General features: G+C 42.5%; 16 protein-coding genes. 6 read left to right on the top strand and 10 right to left on the bottom strand.

Features of this window, described 5'->3' with window-relative positions:
- Positions 1 to 145 precede the first annotated feature (145 nt).
- From cysK to crr, 4 genes are all read left to right on the top strand, one after another.
- Positions 146 to 1,102, top strand: coding sequence for a cysteine synthase A (gene cysK / locus PSF16_RS01600; RefSeq protein ID WP_006658607.1), 957 nt, complete (start codon positions 146 to 148; stop codon positions 1,100 to 1,102).
- A 355-nt stretch (positions 1,103 to 1,457) separates the two neighbouring features.
- Positions 1,458 to 1,715 carry a phosphocarrier protein Hpr gene (ptsH, locus tag PSF16_RS01595; RefSeq protein ID WP_006658608.1) on the top strand — a complete coding sequence of 86 codons (258 nt, stop codon included), beginning with the start codon at positions 1,458 to 1,460 and terminating at the stop codon, positions 1,713 to 1,715.
- A gap of 136 nt (positions 1,716 to 1,851) precedes the next feature.
- Positions 1,852 to 3,579: a phosphoenolpyruvate-protein phosphotransferase PtsI gene (ptsI, locus tag PSF16_RS01590; protein WP_006658609.1), complete on the top strand. Its 1,728-nt coding sequence runs from the start codon at positions 1,852 to 1,854 to the stop codon at positions 3,577 to 3,579.
- A 48-nt stretch (positions 3,580 to 3,627) separates the two neighbouring features.
- The gene (gene crr / locus PSF16_RS01585) at positions 3,628 to 4,137 is read left to right on the top strand and encodes a PTS glucose transporter subunit IIA (protein WP_006658610.1); all 510 of its coding nucleotides are present in this window, start codon (positions 3,628 to 3,630) and stop codon (positions 4,135 to 4,137) included.
- 106 nt (positions 4,138 to 4,243) lie between these two features.
- Here the strand turns inward: crr and cysM are convergent, their stop codons facing one another.
- The 8 genes from cysM to PSF16_RS01545 all read right to left on the bottom strand — a co-directional run bounded on the left by cysM (position 4,244) and on the right by PSF16_RS01545 (position 11,643).
- Positions 4,244 to 5,128 (bottom strand): cysteine synthase CysM, encoded by an 885-nt coding sequence (gene cysM / locus PSF16_RS01580; protein WP_006661316.1) that lies wholly within the window; start codon positions 5,126 to 5,128, stop codon positions 4,244 to 4,246.
- 81 nt (positions 5,129 to 5,209) lie between these two features.
- Complete coding sequence (gene cysA / locus PSF16_RS01575; RefSeq protein ID WP_272688661.1) at positions 5,210 to 6,298, bottom strand: sulfate/thiosulfate ABC transporter ATP-binding protein CysA; 1,089 nt, start codon at positions 6,296 to 6,298, stop codon at positions 5,210 to 5,212.
- A gap of 2 nt (positions 6,299 to 6,300) precedes the next feature.
- Complete coding sequence (gene cysW, locus PSF16_RS01570; protein ID WP_272688660.1) at positions 6,301 to 7,161, bottom strand: sulfate/thiosulfate ABC transporter permease CysW; 861 nt, start codon at positions 7,159 to 7,161, stop codon at positions 6,301 to 6,303.
- On the bottom strand, positions 7,161 to 7,991 hold the full coding sequence (cysT, locus tag PSF16_RS01565; protein WP_006658614.1) for a sulfate/thiosulfate ABC transporter permease CysT: 831 nt from the start codon (positions 7,989 to 7,991) through the stop codon (positions 7,161 to 7,163). Before cysT ends, cysW begins: the two co-directional genes overlap by 1 nt.
- A complete protein-coding gene (locus PSF16_RS01560; protein ID WP_036979689.1) occupies positions 7,991 to 9,013 on the bottom strand; it encodes a sulfate ABC transporter substrate-binding protein in 1,023 nt (340 codons plus the stop codon). The genes cysT and PSF16_RS01560 overlap by 1 nt, the downstream gene beginning before the upstream one ends.
- A gap of 391 nt (positions 9,014 to 9,404) precedes the next feature.
- Positions 9,405 to 10,301 carry a Dyp-type peroxidase gene (locus PSF16_RS01555; protein WP_006658617.1) on the bottom strand — a complete coding sequence of 299 codons (897 nt, stop codon included), beginning with the start codon at positions 10,299 to 10,301 and terminating at the stop codon, positions 9,405 to 9,407.
- Positions 10,302 to 10,524: 223 nt separating this feature from the next.
- Positions 10,525 to 11,109 (bottom strand): RpoE-regulated lipoprotein, encoded by a 585-nt coding sequence (locus tag PSF16_RS01550; RefSeq protein ID WP_006661312.1) that lies wholly within the window; start codon positions 11,107 to 11,109, stop codon positions 10,525 to 10,527.
- Between the two features lie 102 nt (positions 11,110 to 11,211).
- Positions 11,212 to 11,643, bottom strand: coding sequence for a GNAT family acetyltransferase (locus PSF16_RS01545; protein ID WP_272688663.1), 432 nt, complete (start codon positions 11,641 to 11,643; stop codon positions 11,212 to 11,214).
- 136 nt (positions 11,644 to 11,779) lie between these two features.
- Here PSF16_RS01545 and hemF point away from each other — a divergent pair, with 136 nt between their 5' ends.
- Entirely contained in the window at positions 11,780 to 12,703 is a 924-nt protein-coding gene (gene hemF / locus PSF16_RS01540) for an oxygen-dependent coproporphyrinogen oxidase (protein WP_006661310.1), read from the top strand.
- A 149-nt stretch (positions 12,704 to 12,852) separates the two neighbouring features.
- A complete protein-coding gene (locus PSF16_RS01535; protein WP_006661309.1) occupies positions 12,853 to 13,983 on the top strand; it encodes a M4 family metallopeptidase in 1,131 nt (376 codons plus the stop codon).
- Between the two features lie 128 nt (positions 13,984 to 14,111).
- On the opposite strand, the gene rluF is transcribed toward PSF16_RS01535, so the two are convergent.
- Both rluF and der read right to left on the bottom strand, forming a co-directional pair.
- The gene (gene rluF, locus PSF16_RS01530) at positions 14,112 to 14,990 is read right to left on the bottom strand and encodes a 23S rRNA pseudouridine(2604) synthase RluF (RefSeq protein ID WP_006661308.1); all 879 of its coding nucleotides are present in this window, start codon (positions 14,988 to 14,990) and stop codon (positions 14,112 to 14,114) included.
- Between the two features lie 129 nt (positions 14,991 to 15,119).
- A complete protein-coding gene (gene der, locus PSF16_RS01525; RefSeq protein ID WP_006658623.1) occupies positions 15,120 to 16,598 on the bottom strand; it encodes a ribosome biogenesis GTPase Der in 1,479 nt (492 codons plus the stop codon).
- Between the last annotated feature and the right edge of the window lie 27 nt (positions 16,599 to 16,625).

Genomic DNA, 16,625 nt, shown 5'->3' with positions numbered 1-16,625 from the left:
AATAATGTGTTTTTAAATAACCTATGGTTATATTCTAGCGTTAAATCATATTTGCAATAATCAGTTGTTCGAGTATGTTGAATTCATATTCAATTGTGAAAAGCACACCTAATTCTTGGCTAACCGTTAATTTTAAGGATGTCCCATGAGCAAAATTTATGAAGATAATTCGTTGACCATTGGAAATACACCATTAGTGCGTTTACAGCATTTTGGCAATGGAAATATTTTAGCGAAAGTGGAATCTCGCAACCCAAGCTTCAGTGTAAAATGCCGTGTCGGCGCAAACATGATCTGGGACGCAGAGAAAAAAGGCATCCTGACAAAAGATAAAGAATTGGTAGAACCAACCAGCGGAAACACCGGTATTGCCCTTGCCTACGTGGCCGCTGCGCGCGGTTATAAATTAACATTGACCATGCCAGAAACCATGAGCGTTGAACGCCGTAAGCTACTAAAAGCCCTTGGCGCAAATCTGATCCTGACTGAAGGAGCAAAAGGCATGAAAGGTGCGATTGCCAAGGCGGAAGAGATCGTCAATAGCAATCCTAATAAATATCTGTTACTTCAACAATTTAGCAACCCCGCCAACCCTGAAATTCACGAAAAAACAACCGGTCCTGAAATTTGGAATGACACCGATGGAAACGTGGATGTTGTCGTGTCAGGCGTCGGTACCGGTGGAACAATTACTGGCATCGGGCGTTATTTAAAACACACCAAAGGGAAAAAAGACGTGGTTATGGTCGCGGTAGAGCCAACGACCTCCCCAGTCATTACACAAGCGCTAGCAGGTGAAGAGATCAAACCCGGTCCCCATAAAATTCAAGGGATTGGTGCTGGATTTATTCCAGGTAACTTAGACCTCTCTATTATCGACAAAGTCCTTCAAATTAGCGATGACGAAGCCATTTCAACCGCACGTGAACTCATGGAAAAAGAAGGTATTTTAGCCGGGATTTCATCAGGTGCAGCAATTGCAGCAGCAGTAAAACTGGCCGCTTTACCTGAATATAAAGGTAAAAATATTGTGGTTATTTTGCCTTCATCCGGAGAGCGCTACTTATCCACTGCCTTGTTTGCCGATATTAATGCAGAATAATAAACGCTAAGTTAACATTACGTTAAAAAAGCACCAGTTAGGTGCTTTTTTTGTGGGTGAGATCATAAATTAGCACGGATTGAGATGATTTATTATCCGGTGTTTAGTATTAAACATAGTAATTATTTCACACCTCGAAATTAATCACTTTTTGGTCACTTATGTTCTGAAATGCAGAATACCCACCAAAAGCGTGGTGTGATACATAAGCTAAAAAAATGATAATTTGGTTGATACCAAACAAAGTAGCAAACCAGATGAATCATTGATAATCTAAACTATACGCATGTACAGCATATTTCATCTACAATAGGCTGTGTCATCATAAAAAACTTAAAATCACTGAGGAAATATTATGTTCCAGCAAGAAGTTACTATTACAGCACCTAATGGTTTACATACTCGCCCTGCGGCTCAATTCGTTAAAGAAGCAAAAGCATTCACTTCTGATATCACCTTGAGCTCAGGCGGTAAATCAGCGAGCGCAAAAAGTCTGTTTAAACTACAAACTTTAGGTTTAACTCAAGGTACAGTAGTCACCATTTCTGCTGAAGGTGAAGACGAGCAACAAGCAGTTGAGTTTTTAGTTAAACTGATGGGCGAGTTAGAATAATTTTCCACTCTGCCATCTTGTTTTAACGTAATAATTCCCCGTCCCTGAATACATTATTCGGGGGCGCCTGCTTAATCACTTATATCTACTGTTGTCTCTGCAACATCAAAACTCCTATCAGTAGTAAGGTAATATTATGATTTCAGGAATTTTAGTATCCCCAGGTTTTGCTTTTGGTCAGGCTCTCATCCTCAAAGAAGATCCTATTGTTGTCAGCACCCGTAAAATTACTGACGAGCAAATCGATAAAGAGATCCAAAACTTCATTGATGGACGAAACAAATCAGCTGAGCAGCTTAGCCTTATCAAAGAGAAAGCAGAAAAAAATCTTGGTGCGGAAAAAGCTGAGATTTTTGAAGGTCATATCATGCTGCTGGAAGATGAAGAGTTAGAGCAAGAAATTGTCTCCCTCATCAAAGGCGATAAAAAAACAGCGGATGCTGCCGTTTATTCGGTCATCGAAGACCAAGCACAAGCACTCGAAGCGCTAGATGATGAATACTTAAAAGAACGTGCAGCAGACGTGCGTGATATCGGTAAGCGTTTACTCAAAAACATCCTTAATATTCCAATTGTTGATTTAAGCGCAATCACCGAGGAAGTTATTTTAGTTGCACCTGATTTAACCCCATCCGAAACCGCTCAGTTGAACTTAGACAAAGTTTTAGGCTTCATCACTGACCTCGGTGGTCGTACTTCTCATACCTCTATCATGGCTCGTTCACTAGAAATCCCTGCTATCGTCGGTACAACTGACGCCACCAGCAAAGTGAAAAGCGGTGATTTCATTGTGTTAGATGGCGTAAACAACACCATTTATCTCAATCCATCTGAAAGCGAAATTGACAAACTGAAAGCCTTCAGAAATGAGTACCTGCAAGAAAAAGAAGAGCTGGCAAAATTAAAGGATTTACCCGCAATAACCTTAGATGGTCATCAAGTCGAAGTCTGTGCCAACATTGGTACCGTGCGCGATGTCGCTGGTGCTGAACGCAATGGTGCAGAGGGTGTGGGTCTATACCGTACTGAGTTTTTATTCATGGATCGTGATGCTCTACCTACAGAAGAAGAGCAATTCCAAGCCTATAAAGCCGTAGCAGAAGCCATGGGGAGTCAAGCTGTCATTGTTCGTACCATGGATATTGGTGGTGATAAAGACTTACCATACATGAACTTACCGAAAGAAGAGAACCCATTCCTCGGCTGGCGTGCAATTCGTATTTGTCTTGATCGCAAAGAAATTCTACACTCTCAATTAAGAGCTATTTTAAGGGCGTCTAAATTTGGTAAACTGCGTATCATGTTCCCGATGGTTATTTCTGTTGAAGAAGTTCGGGAACTGAAAGCAGAACTTGAGATGCTTAAAGGGCAGCTACGAGAAGAAGGCAAAGCCTTTGATGAAGCCATTGAAGTCGGTATTATGGTGGAAACACCAGCCGCAGCAATTATTGCACATCATTTGGCGAAGGAAGTTGATTTCTTCAGTATTGGGACGAATGATCTCACTCAATACACTTTAGCGGTTGACCGTGGTAATGAGCTGATTTCTCACCTTTATAATCCGATGTCTCCAGCCGTCTTGAACTTGATTAAACAAGTGATTGACGCTTCTCACGCAGAAGGTAAATGGACGGGTATGTGTGGTGAATTAGCAGGTGATGAACGTGCGACCTTATTGCTGTTAGGCATGGGGCTGGACGAATTTAGTATGAGCGCAATCTCAATTCCTCGTATCAAAAAGCTGATTCGTAATGCGAATTATGCAGATACACAAGCGCTAGCGGAACAAGCACTTGCTCAACCAACAGCCGAAGAATTGATGAAACTTGTAGATACCTTTATCCAAGAAAAAACGTTATGCTAACAGCAGCACATTAGTTCGGTCCCATATAAAACGATTAGGAGAAGGTCCATGGGTCTGTTTGACAAACTGAAATCACTAGTTTCGGAAGACAAGAGTAGCAGTGGCAATATTGAAATTATCGCGCCATTATCTGGCGAAATCGTCAATATTGAAGATGTACCAGACGTTGTGTTCGCAGAAAAAATTGTCGGTGACGGTATTGCTATCAAGCCTTCTGGCAACAAAATTGTGGCTCCGGTTGATGGTACAATCGGTAAAATCTTTGAAACTAACCATGCATTTTCAATTGAATCTGATGATGGTATCGAACTGTTTGTTCACTTCGGTATTGATACTGTTGAACTTAAAGGCGAAGGCTTTAAACGCATCGCAGAAGAAGGTCAATCTGTGAAAAAAGGCGATGTCGTTATTGAGTTTGACTTAGCTCTGTTAGAAGAAAAAGCGAAATCAGTTCTAACGCCTGTTGTTATTTCAAACATGGACGAGATTAAAGAACTGAATAAATTGAGTGGTACAGTGACTGTTGGTGAAACCGTCATTATGCGTATTAAGAAATAATTGCGCTAAACCTGAAATAAACCACTGAATGATAAACCACCAGTCACTTATCGATACTGGTGGTTTTTTATTGGAAGCTTCACTCTGACTTTAGTTTATTAATGTCTTATTTATCAAAAACACCCGTTGATAGATACCGGTCTCCACGATCGCAAATAATCGCGACAATCACCGCTTTAGGATTCGTTTTTGCCACCCGCAGAGCTCCCGCAACAGCACCACCGGAGCTCACACCACAGAAAATACCTTCACGTTTTGCTAACTCTTTCATGGTATCTTCAGCCTCTTGCTGGTTCACATCCAGCACATGGTCGACTAACTGACTATCAAAAATACCCGGTAGATACTCTGGAGACCAACGGCGAATACCTGGAATTTGACTCTTTTCAGCGGGTTGTAAACCCACAATCTGCACATCGGGTGATTGGCTTTTTAAATAACGGCTGACCCCAGTTATTGTCCCTGTGGTTCCCATACTGGAAACAAAATGGGTGATTCTTCCTGCGGTTTGCTGCCAAATCTCGGGTCCCGTTGTTGTAAAATGTGCCAACGGATTATCTGGGTTGTTGAACTGGTCTAGAACTTTTCCTTCGCCATTGTTTGCCATCTCTTGAGCCAAATCTCGCGCGCCTTCCATGCCTACCGTCGTGCTGACTAGAATTAACTCCGCGCCATAAGCTTGCATCGATGCTTTACGCTCCTGGCTCATATTGTCCGGCATCAGCAATTTCAGTTTGTAACCTTTCACTGCCGCAATCATGGCTAACGCAATCCCCGTATTGCCACTGGTTGCCTCGATTAATGTATCCCCTGGTTTGATCTCCCCACGTTTTTCCGCTTCGTTAATCATTGAGAAAGCCGCCCTATCCTTCACAGAGCCTGCGGGGTTATTACCTTCGAGTTTGACCCAGATTTCTGCATCCAGACCTTCGGTCAGGCGTTGCAGACGAACCAACGGCGTATGACCAATAAACTGTTCCAACGTTGACACTGTGTTTTTCCTTATAATAATTTTTTATTGATTGATAATATAATTAACAATCAATTCTAAAATCAATCATCCCTTTTAAATCTACGCGCTTTTAGCAAGAGAGGGGAAAAATAATGGCTCTTTTCCCTGATAAATTTGTGTCTGCTGGCTTCCTAAATAATAATGTTCACCTCTCAGTGGAACCGTATTTGCATCCTGCCATACCACAGATACCGTTTCCTCACTCCACCCTAAAGGCTGCACGGTTAATTGCCAAAAATGCCCTCTAGGTCCTGATTCAATGACTCTCACAGGCAGCTGGTGAAGTTCATCCGCTTGCTTTTGCAAACGAATATCCCAAGGACGAATAAACACATCAACATCGCCTTGTTGAGCACTGATTTGAGGCAGTGGGAAAGTAAAATTCGCGACCTGCAATTGAGAACCTCGAATATTCCCAGCAATTTTGTTCACCTCCCCCATAAATTCAAGGACAAAACGTGTTTCAGGTGCTTGCCAAATTTCATTCGGGGTGCCAACTTGTTCAATATGCCCTTGGCTCATCACCACGATCCGATCTGCCACTTCCATGGCTTCTTCCTGATCGTGCGTCACAAAGACACTGGTAAACTTTAATTCTTCATGGAGCTGACGTAGCCAACGACGTAATTCAATACGCACTTGAGCATCTAGAGCCCCAAAAGGTTCATCCAGCAATAAAATTTGCGGCTCAACAGCTAATGCTCTTGCTAGCGCTACCCGCTGTTTTTGCCCACCAGAAAGCTGAGATGGGTACCGTTCAGCCAAATGCGCTAGTTGCACCATCTCTAGCAATTCCATGGCTTTTTGCTTAATAACCGCCTTAGATGGGCGCTGTTTTCTCGGTAACACCGTCAAACCAAATGCGACATTCTCGAATACCGTCATATGACGAAACAGCGCATAATGTTGGAAAACAAACCCCACATGCCGGTCTTTCGCATGTACTTGGCTAACATCTTGCCCATGAAAGCGTAACGAACCGTGACTTTGCTGCTCTAATCCGGCAATAATGCGCAGTAACGTGGTTTTACCCGAACCTGAAGGTCCTAACAACGCTACCATTTCCCCTGAGCCGATATCCAATGAGATGTTGTCCAGCACCTGCGTTCTACCGAACAATTTACCGACATGATTAATTTCAATACTCATAATTAATGGGCTCCTGACTCAGTTTGCTGCCGGCTTAAATGCCATTGCAAAGCACTTTTTACAATCAACGTGATGATCGCTAATAACGCTAAAATTGCCGCAGCAGTAAATGCGCCGACGGTATTGTAATCTTGATGAAGTAATTCCACTTGCAGAGGCAATGTATAGGTTTCCCCACGAATAGCACCAGATACCACAGAGACTGCACCAAATTCACCGATAGCTCGTGCATTCGTTAATACAACACCATAAAGTAATGCCCAGCGGATGTTGGGGAGCGTTACTCTCCAGAACATTTTCCAACCCGATGCGCCCAATAAGGTTGCCGCCTCATCTTCTTGGCTTCCTTGGCTCAGCATTAACGGAACTAGCTCCCTTACCACGAATGGACACGTCACAAAAATAGTCACTAATGCCATTCCCGGCCATGAAAACATGACTTGTATATCAAACCCTTCTAACCAGCCGCCAAACCAACTATTCGAGCCATAAAACAACAAATAGAGCAACCCCGCCACGACCGGAGAAACAGCAAAAGGAATATCCACTAACGTCAGTAACAATTGGCGACCTGGGAACTGAAAACGCGTTACAAGCCACGCCAACATCACGCCAAACACCAAATTCACTGGTACCGTTATTAATGCAATAAGCAGGGTTAGTCCAATTGCATGCAGCATATCGGGATTACCAATATTGGCTAATACTTCCCCCAACCCTTTTTGAAAGGCGGTGATGAAAATCCAGATAATTGGTACCACTAATAACAAAGTAGAAAAGAATAGCCCTATCGTAATGAGCGTCCATTTTCCCCAATTGATGCTTCTACGTTGAGTCATCGGAAACGGTGTAATTTGTCCCATTAGTGCCCGCCTAATCGTTTACCAAAACGGCTTTGAATAACATTCACTGTAAAGAGTAAAAATAATGACACGGCTAAAATCACGGAAGCAATGGCACTCGCGGCTGGATAATCGAATTGCTGTAATTGGCTAAAAATCATTAAGGAGACCACCTCCGTTTGCCACGCAATGTTTCCGGCGATAAAAATAATCGCACCAAATTCACCAAGGCTGCGTGTAAAAGATAAAACCGTTCCAGCAATTAATGCAGGGGATACTTCGGGTAACACCACACGTCGGAAAGTTTGCCAACGCGTTGCCCCTAAGGTCTGAGCCGCCTCTTCATATTCCGGACCTAACTCTTCCAGAACCGGTTGAACCGTTCTGACAACAAAAGGAATACTGGTAAATGCCATGGCAACTGCAATACCTAGCCATGTATTCACTACTTTAATATCAAACTGATGTAGATACTGACCATACCAACCTGATGTCGCAAATAATGTTGCAAGGGTCAGCCCTGCAACGGCGGTAGGCAATGCGAAGGGTAAATCCACCAGTCCATCTAAGAATAAGCGTCCAGGAAAACGATAGCGGGTCAAAATCCATGCCAGTAACATTCCAAAGACCGCATTAAATAAGCTCGCAACGAGCGCAGCGAGTAATGTTACTTTATAGGCCGCAACAACCTGAGGGTAACTAATTACTGCCCAATATTGTTGCCATGTCATATCGGAAAGCTGCACAACAAGCGCGCTTAAAGGCAATAGCAAGATTAAACAGACGTAAAATAAGCTACTGCCTAAAGTCAGTCCGAAACCCGGTAAAAACCGCTTTCCTGATGTCTGCATTAACGGCGACCTTGTTCCATGAGTTGATCGAATTCACCGCCCGTGGAAAAGTGCTCATTCATGACATTCGTCCAATTGCCAAATTGAGACTCCACCGTAAATAACTGAGTTGCTGGGAATTTACTCTTATTTTCCGCCATGACTTGCTTATCATTCACGCGATAGTTAAAACGAGTGATAATATTTTGAGCTTCTGGGCTATACAGATAATTCAAATACGCTTTCGCGGCTTTCTCTGTACCATTTTTTTGCACATTTTTATCGACCCACGTGACAGGGAATTCCGCCAAAATATCCACAGGAGGAACAATCACTTCATAATCTGATTCACCGTACTGGCTGCGAATATTATTCACTTCTGATTCAAAACTGATTAAGACATCCCCCAATCCCCGTTCAATGAATGACGTCGTTGCACCTCGCCCCCCGGTATCAAAAACTTCGACGTTTTTCAGGAATTGCTGCATTTGTTCACGGGTTTTTGGACTGTCTTTTCCATTTTCTTGGTTGAAAGCCCCCCATGCCGCAAGGTAGGTATAACGACCATTTCCCGACGTTTTTGGGTTTGGAAAAACTAATTTCACATCACTGCGTGCAAGGTCATCCCAAGTTTTAATGCCTTTAGGATTACCTTTACGGACCAAAAACGCCATTGTCGAATAATAAGGCGAACTGTTATTCGGCAAGCGCGCCTGCCAATCTGCAGGGATCAATTGCCCTTTATCATGAAGGATCTGCACATCCGTCACTTGGTTAAACGTCACCACATCGGCTTTTAAGCCTTGTAAAATCGCTAATGCCTGCTTGGATGAGCCGGCATGGGATTGCTTGATAGTCAGTGGTTCTTGAGGGTTTTCCTGCGCCCATTGCTTTTCAAATTCTGGATTTAATGCTGCAAATAGCTCTCGTGAAATATCATAAGAGCTGTTCAATAACTCAGCTGCCGTTAGGGATGCGCTACTCATCAACGAAAACATCGCCAGACTCGCTAACCCCGTATTTTTTAACATTGATTTTTTCATGAGATCCCTACTTGTGACTAAACCCAAACATTAATTAAAAACAATGTATATGTTTTGGTTATAACTTTGTAGTTATCAATCATCATTTGATATATCAAGTTGGAATAATAAAGAGGTTATAGCAATAAGCTAAAAAATCTGATGGAAATTGAAGAGGTTAATGTAATGAGTAAAGCTCATAAAGATCCTGCGGCAAAATGTCGAGAACAAACATGACCACTTGCTAAGCGTAAATTTTGGTTATTCGTTGATATCGATATGGATAAATATGATGGATGTGCCGAGAGGATCAATATCACTCTGCTGCAGCACGTAAAGGACTACAAAAAACGGATCAGTAAACACTTTCAAGCTGCCGCTGTCCGCGACAGCTTGAATTATCACAATAAGATTATAAGGATAATAATCTTTCAATTGATGGCGCGTAGTAATAACTGCCAGAAACGGCTTTAGTCATACGTAGCAGATCATCATATTTACCATCAGTTTCACCAAACATGCTCAGTAATTGCTGTTCAATATTATGGATGGTTGCGCAGTAGGCAATAAAGAATAAACCATGTTTACCGCTTGCCGTGCCGTATGGCAGGCTATGGCGCATAATAGAGAGCTCTTCCCCCTCTTCTTCAATCACCACGCGAGAAACATGAGATGTTTTATTACGCGCATCTTCGTCTAATTCAACGCTATCGTGTTTAGTGCGGCCAATCATTTTCTCTTGTTCATGCTCAGAAAAACGAGACCATTTTTTCAGGTCATGCTCATAGCGCTGCACCATCACGTAACTACCACCAATATCATCGCCTTGATTAATCAACGTGACTTCAGCGATTTCTTCACCTTGTGGGTTTTCTGTGCCATCAATAAAGCCACTTAAGTCTCTATCTTCCACCCAACGGAAGCCATGAGTTTCCTCAACAACCTCAATAGATTGCCCAAATGCCTTCAGAGCAGCCTGCGCTAAAGAAAAGTTAATATCATGACGTAATGATTGAATGTGAATCAGCATATCGCGCTGAGTGGCTGGCGCTAATCCTTTACCTAACGTACGAAATGGTTTTAATTCCGGCGCCACGCTCGCGTGCCCTAATTGCTTCCACACCTCAGAGCCAAATGCAATCACCGCGCCAAGACGATCATCGGGGAATTTTGCTTGCAGTTTGGTTAATTCATCAACAAAAACTTTGCATCCTGATTTAACCTCTTCTAGTGACCCAGTCACCATGGCTTCAATAAAAATGCCGAAACGACTATGTTCCTTCAAAATACCACTTTGGGAATGAGACATGCATAAACCCCTTAGAATGAATAAATTACACAAACCTATACTTTAAAATAGTTTATCGCATTAATCATGATTTTCACCTTGTTTTAACGCAAGAGTTAATCAGTCTAGGTCATTCAGAAGGGTTTGACGTGAGGAAAAGATAAATATCAGTGTTAGCAATAAATTAAAACCGTAAGTTATTGTTTTCTACAATCCAAAAACTTACGGTACATGTATTCGTAATTTATTTATGCCAAATAATTTGTGACACCTTCCATGTCTTCAATACTTCATCAGCTGGCATTAAATTATCAGGACCTTGCCATTTACCACTAAATTTGTAGACCACTTTGCTACTTTGTGGCGCAACACACAGTACCGTAGGAATATTATCGACGGCTTCCCCAAGGGAACATGAACCATAAGCTTTCTGATAAATATCACCAAACTCAGTACCAATTTGAGTATCCCATTCCGTCAGCATATCCGGGTCATTAACCACAATACGTGAAACGGTGCCTTTTTCGGGTCCAAAGACTTCCACTGCAACGTCTAAATCTTTCATGGCTTGAAATACAGATATCATTTCACCATTTTCAAGTTGCATACCGCCACGTACAACATAACGATCATCAAGCTGGTTATTAATCACGTCACGATCCATCGGTGTCAGGCTGGTGATGGCACCAACACCCGCATCAGAAATCATCAATGGGCTGTGAAACCAGGTTGATGGAGAGAAAAAACTTTTTCCAGCACAGCCTGATAGCATCACTGCGCCACCAAGCAAAGAAACTTTAAATAGGGTTACGAATGCGTTTTGGGACATACCATCCTCTTTAGCGGGTCATATAATGCATATTGAGACAGTCTATTTAATAAAAAATTCAAGCTAGTTAGCTAAACTGCCAAGAAAATAATCACTGGCAGTTTAAAAATCCACGTCGAGGGTCAGTTTTTTCGAATAAATTAAACGCTCGGCTTGCTCTTCTTCATACAACATTTTTTCAAACATACAGATTGCTGCATCAGATTCTTCGTTGACCAACAGCTCAATTCTGCCACAACCTCGGGCAATCAATTTTTTCTCTAAACGGCTCACTAACGCATTGGCAATACCACGCCCACGATATTCAGGATGAACAGCTAAATAGACTGCGCTTCCCCGAATCCCATCGTATCCCCCCATGATAGTGCCAACCACTTCACCGGATACCTCGGCAACTAAGAAAAGATCCGCGCCACATTGCAATTTACGCTCAATATCTAGTTCAGGATCCCCTGAAATTTCATTCAATTGACAGCGTTCCCACAACGTCAGCACATCTTCATAATCATTTTGGCGAAATATGCGTATTTCCATCATTTTGTCCGTTTGAGCTAAACTTCCTGCCATTATCACTGCTTTTGATACACAATCAATAATCAATATGCCTTTTTTACCTCAACGGGGTATACTTTACTCATTTTCTTTCTCCCAATGGTTCTATTTAAAAACAATGAATTACCCAGATATTGACCGTGTAAAAGCCTATTTGCAAAGCTTGCAAGATACTATTTGCCAGAAAATAACAGCGTTAGACGGCAAAGAAACGTTCCTCGAACAAACATGGGAGCGAGCAGAAGGCGGAGGTGGGCGCAGCCGAGTTTTAACTCAAGGTGCTCTGTTTGAACAAGCCGGTGTTAACTTTTCACATATAAAAGGTGAAAAACTGCCCGCATCAGCCACCGCACACCGCCCAGAATTAGCAGGTCGTAGTTATCAAGCGATGGGTGTTTCATTAGTTATTCATCCTCTCAATCCTTATATTCCTACGACTCATGCTAATGTGCGCTTTTTTATTGCCGAAAAAGAAGGGATGGAGCCCGTATGGTGGTTTGGCGGCGGATTCGACTTAACCCCTTATTACGGTTTTGAAGAGGACGTTGTACATTGGCACTCTGTCGCTAATGCATTATGTGCGCCTTATGGTGATGAGGTATACCCTAAGTTTAAACAATGGTGCGATGACTATTTCTTTTTAAAACATCGGAATGAACCGCGGGGTATCGGTGGTCTATTCTACGATGACCTAAATCAATGGGACTTTGAAACCTGTTTTGCTTTCACCCAAGATGTTGGAAATGGCTTTCTACAAGCTTATGTTCCCATCGTGGAAAAACGTCGTGAAATACCTTGGGGCGAGCGTGAACGCCAATTCCAGTTATATCGTCGAGGGCGATATGTCGAGTTTAACCTCGTTTGGGATAGAGGCACCCTTTTCGGCTTGCAAAGTGGTGGACGTACTGAATCCATTCTAATGTCCATGCCACCTTTAGTCCGCTGGGAATACGATTATCATCCTGAAGAAGGCAGCCCAGAGGCTAAGCTATATACTGATTTCTTAATCACTGGTAAAAATTGGCTCGTGCATAATAAATAATACAAACTTTTGTAATTAATCAGATTTTTATCTGCTGGTTTTTCTAATAAAAATTAGCAGATATTGATTTAATAGCTTAATTATCATGTAGTTACAATAAAATCACAACCGTTTATGATTCCATTTCGTCAAACAAAATGGAGTTCTAAATGAGTCAAATACTTGGTCGTTCACTATTATCACCTAGCTTAATTTCACACTTCTACCAAGAAAGCCTGTGTAATAATTTAAAATCTACATTATTCCATATCAATGACATTATGAGCCGCACTTATACACATGAAGATGCGAGTTATCAACGTCAGTTATTATCTAGCGCTTGTAATATAACGGGAGGAACCTACAATCGCCTGATCCGCGATGCACAGCAACGCGTAGAAAACTACACACATAATCACTCTAGCCTACCGATTTGTCGCCGCGAAGAAATGCCTGCCGATGAGCATATGGCACATAGCGATTTTGCAATCATCATGCGAGAGGAGGATAAGGTAGCGCCAACCGAGCCAGCCCATCGCGTATTTGACGCCATTGGACTGATCCGCTCATTCCTCAAGGAGAAACTCAATATTGATCAGATGTTTGGTTGTGATGCTGATATCAATGCGGTTATCCATTATGATAAAAACTACGCCAATGCATTTTGGAATTCTCAAGCTATTTTCTTTGGGGATGGTGATGGAACAGTTTTTGGTCCCTTCTACAACGATATTGATATAATCGCTCACGAGCTTGCACATGGATTTATTAGCTCCCAGGCTGATTTTGACTATGTTGACCAATCCGGCGCATTAAATGAATCTGTTGCTGACGTATTAGGTATCATGGTGAAGCAATATGTTCAAAAACAAACCGCGGAGCAATCTAACTGGTTACTGGGTGAAAAATTATTCATCGACAAGAAAAAAGGACCTGCTTTACGCTCAATGAAAGCGCCGGGAACCGCCTACTATTTCACAAAATCAAACCAAGACCCACAAGTCGGCCATATGGATCAATACCGAAATTTACCACGATATGTTGATAATGGTGGTGTTCATATCAATTCAGGTATTCCAAACAAAGCCTTCTATTTATTGGCAACAAAACTGGGAGGATACTCTTGGGAAGTTGCAGGCAAAATATGGGTGGCGGCAGTCTCTGATCCTAGCGTGTCAAATACGGCGACATTTATTGAATTTGCTAATGCCACAGTCCGTTCAGCAAAAAATCTCTTTGATGAGAAAATTGAATTGGCAACTCGCCAAAGCTGGTTGGATGTAGGATTAAAATTAAACTAAGTTCTAATTTGTGATTTATCGATTATTGTCGGCCCACAGAGAGGCTGACTTTTACCTAACATAATAAAAAAAGGTCAAGAATGCAGTTAATTCACTTATTCTCAACCTTTTTTCACTTCTGAATTCAATTAACGTTTTTTCTTTTTACGTCCAGGCTGGGTAAATTTCTTTTTCGGTGGTTCTGCATTTACCTTAGGTTTTTGACTACCGGAGCCTTGTTTTCCCGATGACTTGCTATTACCGGTACGTGCTTGAGGTTTTGCAGCTTTTTTTGGTTTAACATCCGATTCTGATTTTTCAATCAGATTAAACAATTCAATAAGCTCATCATCCGTCAAATCACGCCATTCACCCACAGGAATGCCTGTCAGTCTCACATTCATGATCCGCACACGCTCTAGCTTAGTGACTTCATAACCAAAATGCTCTGTCATACGACGAATTTGACGGTTTAAACCTTGGACTAACGTAATACGGAAAACAAAAGGGGCTTCTTTTTTGACCTTACATTTCTTAGTCATCGTTCCTAAGATAGGCACTCCGGCACCCATACCGCGAATAAACTCATCCGTCACAGGTTTATTGACGGTGACAATATATTCTTTCTCGTGGTCATTGCCAGCTCGTAAAATTTTATTCACCAAGTCACCGTGGTTCGTCAGGAATATCAACCCTTGGGAATCTTTATCTAAGCGACCAATTGGGAAGATACGAGTGCTGTGATTGACATAATCCACAATGTTGTCTTTTTCGCCGCTTTCCGTAGTACTCACGATCCCAACCGGCTTATTTAAGGCAATTAACACTAAATCTTCTTCATTGCGCGGCTCAATCAGCTGCCCATTAACCTTCACCACGTCTCCAGCAGAAACTTGGTCGCCGATCCCTGCACGTTTACCGTTAATAAAAACATGACCTTGCTCGATATAACGGTCAGCCTCACGTCTAGAGCAGATACCGCTCTCGCTAATGTATTTATTCAGGCGTGTGGTTGAATTGATTTCCATGGTTTTCCTCAGTCATTAAAACAACGTTAATTTTTAGGGCTGTGGGAGTGCCGATTATTAATAAGAAAAAGCCGTAACAACACATTTACGTTACGGCTTTGGTCTGTTTATCGCGCGAACAGTTCGCTATTAACGCTTTTTCAAATGCTGCATTAAGCGTTTACGTTTACGTAGCTGAGTTGGCGTCAATTTGTTTTTCTTATCCGCATATGGGTTTTCACCCTCTTTGAATAGAATACGAATTGGCGTTCCCATCACATTTAATGAACGGCGGAAATAGTTCATTAAATAGCGCTTATAGCTATCGGGTAAATCAGAGACTTGGTTACCGTGGATCACGACGATTGGCGGGTTATGGCCCCCAGCATGGGCGTATTTCATTTTCACACGGCGACCACGAATCAGTGGTGGCTGGTGCTCATCTTCTGCCATTTTCATGATACGGGTTAACAGTGCAGTACCGACGCGACGAGTTGCTGACTCATAAGCTTCTTGTACCGATTCAAACAAGTTACCGACACCACTGCCATGCAATGCAGAGATAAAGTGAATACGTGCAAAGTCCACAAACCCAAGACGTAGCTCCAGCATATCTTTAACGTGCTCGCGATCTTCAGGTTTCATTCCATCCCATTTATTCACTGCAATAACCAGTGAACGACCTGCGTTCAAGATAAAACCTAACAGGGAAAGATCTTGGTCAGAAATACCTTCACGCGCATCGATGACCAGAAGTACAACGTTCGCATCTTCAATCGCTTGCAGCGTTTTGATCACCGAGAATTTTTCAACCGTTTCGGTGACTTTACCACGCTTACGAACCCCAGCAGTGTCGATGAGAATATATTCACGCTCATCACGCTCCATTGGGATATAAATACTGTCACGGGTCGTCCCCGGCATATCAAAGACAACAACGCGATCTTCACCTAAAATACGGTTCGTCAGCGTTGATTTACCCACATTTGGGCGTCCGACAATCGCCAGTTTAATCGGTAACGTAGAGGGATCGAAATCGTCTTCATCTTCTTCAGAAAGTTCACCTTCCGCTTCAAGCTCCGCCCAATAAGCTGCGTTAGCTTCTTCGTCGGTGAGTTCAATTTCTTCGTCTTCAACCTCAATGAAAGGTTTTAAAGAGTGCTCAATTAGCTGAGTTACACCACGACCATGAGATGCGGCGATCGGGTAGATTTCCCCCAGACCCAGTGAATAAAAATCACCAACAACGATATTGGCATCAATACCATCAGTCTTGTTGGCAACTAAATAGGTTTTTTTCTTGCGGCTGCGTAAGTGTTTAGCGATGCCTTCATCCGCAGGCATTAATCCCGCTCTGGCATCTACCATAAAGAGGACAACATCAGCTTCTTCAATCGCTTGGAGCGACTGTGCCGCCATGTGGGTTTCTACGCCCTCTTCTGTACCATCGATACCACCCGTGTCGATAATAATAAATTCGTGCCCTTCAACTTCTGCACGACCATATTTACGATCACGAGTCAGACCGGGAAAGTCCGCTACAAGTGCGTCACGGGTACGGGTTAATCGATTAAATAACGTGGATTTTCCTACGTTTGGACGCCCAACCAGCGCTACGACGGGTATCATTCTTAAGTGCCTCACAACTTTAATTAA

It is taken from the genome of Providencia sp. PROV033, from assembly GCF_028484855.1.
Taxonomy (GTDB): Bacteria; Pseudomonadota; Gammaproteobacteria; order Enterobacterales; family Enterobacteriaceae; genus Providencia; species Providencia alcalifaciens.
This window is presented reverse-complemented; position numbering and strand designations above follow the sequence as displayed.

Bases quoted from the DNA above. Each gene is read 5' to 3' on its own strand.
- cysK (WP_006658607.1), top strand. From the start codon at position 146: ATGAGCAAAATTTATGAAGATAATTCGTTGACCATTGGAAATACACCA.
- ptsH (WP_006658608.1), top strand. From the start codon at position 1,458: ATGTTCCAGCAAGAAGTTACTATTACAGCACCTAATGGTTTACATACT.
- ptsI (WP_006658609.1), top strand. From the start codon at position 1,852: ATGATTTCAGGAATTTTAGTATCCCCAGGTTTTGCTTTTGGTCAGGCT.
- crr (WP_006658610.1), top strand. From the start codon at position 3,628: ATGGGTCTGTTTGACAAACTGAAATCACTAGTTTCGGAAGACAAGAGT.
- cysA (WP_272688661.1), bottom strand. From the start codon at position 6,298: ATGAGTATTGAAATTAATCATGTCGGTAAATTGTTCGGTAGAACGCAG.
- cysW (WP_272688660.1), bottom strand. From the start codon at position 7,161: ATGGGACAAATTACACCGTTTCCGATGACTCAACGTAGAAGCATCAAT.
- cysT (WP_006658614.1), bottom strand. From the start codon at position 7,991: ATGCAGACATCAGGAAAGCGGTTTTTACCGGGTTTCGGACTGACTTTA.
- PSF16_RS01560 (WP_036979689.1), bottom strand. From the start codon at position 9,013: ATGAAAAAATCAATGTTAAAAAATACGGGGTTAGCGAGTCTGGCGATG.
- PSF16_RS01555 (WP_006658617.1), bottom strand. From the start codon at position 10,301: ATGTCTCATTCCCAAAGTGGTATTTTGAAGGAACATAGTCGTTTCGGC.
- PSF16_RS01550 (WP_006661312.1), bottom strand. From the start codon at position 11,109: ATGTCCCAAAACGCATTCGTAACCCTATTTAAAGTTTCTTTGCTTGGT.
- PSF16_RS01545 (WP_272688663.1), bottom strand. From the start codon at position 11,643: ATGGAAATACGCATATTTCGCCAAAATGATTATGAAGATGTGCTGACG.
- hemF (WP_006661310.1), top strand. From the start codon at position 11,780: ATGAATTACCCAGATATTGACCGTGTAAAAGCCTATTTGCAAAGCTTG.
- PSF16_RS01535 (WP_006661309.1), top strand. From the start codon at position 12,853: ATGAGTCAAATACTTGGTCGTTCACTATTATCACCTAGCTTAATTTCA.
- rluF (WP_006661308.1), bottom strand. From the start codon at position 14,990: ATGGAAATCAATTCAACCACACGCCTGAATAAATACATTAGCGAGAGC.
- der (WP_006658623.1), bottom strand. From the start codon at position 16,598: ATGATACCCGTCGTAGCGCTGGTTGGGCGTCCAAACGTAGGAAAATCC.